At 46.6% G+C, this 511-nt stretch carries 1 pseudogene; it reads right to left on the reverse strand.

Going from position 1 to position 511, the window contains the following annotated elements:
• Window positions 1-134: 134 nt before the first annotated feature.
• Window positions 135-511 (reverse strand): annotated as a pseudogene (locus R7040_RS30145) (SPOR domain-containing protein); the annotation flags it as partial.

Genomic DNA, 511 nt, shown 5'->3' on the forward strand with positions numbered 1-511 from the left:
AACTGTCACAAAGAAACACCTCTCAAGTAGCAACAATATTTGAGACCGCAAAAAAGCCCCGCATCGCGGGGCTTTCTTCGTTTTGAAAAGCGCGTTTCGTCCTAAAATGTGGATACATTAAGGATGAACAACCGCTACTTCACACACATCACATTCAACAACGACGTGCCGGTTAACTGATTTGGTTCTCGATCGGCAAACAAGCCTTTCTTATCTTTGCCCCAATACGGCAATTGCAGCGGCCATTTGTTCTTCTCCATCACACCAGAATCTCGCAACGCTTTAAATTCAGTCGCCGTGGCGAGCGACATGCCCAACTGCTGACAAATCTGTTGCGAGCTTTCGTAGTTGAGTCGATTCCACGGCTTACCATATTCCATATAAAACTGATTATCTAACAGGTAAGGCACGACATACGTTTTGCCATGTAGAGACGCTCGCAAGCGCACTTCCACCTCTCCATTGCTTTTTACGCTCGGTGCTGGTTTTGCTTTCGCTACCGGTTTTGTTG

Source organism: Vibrio sp. 1069, assembly GCF_033340555.1.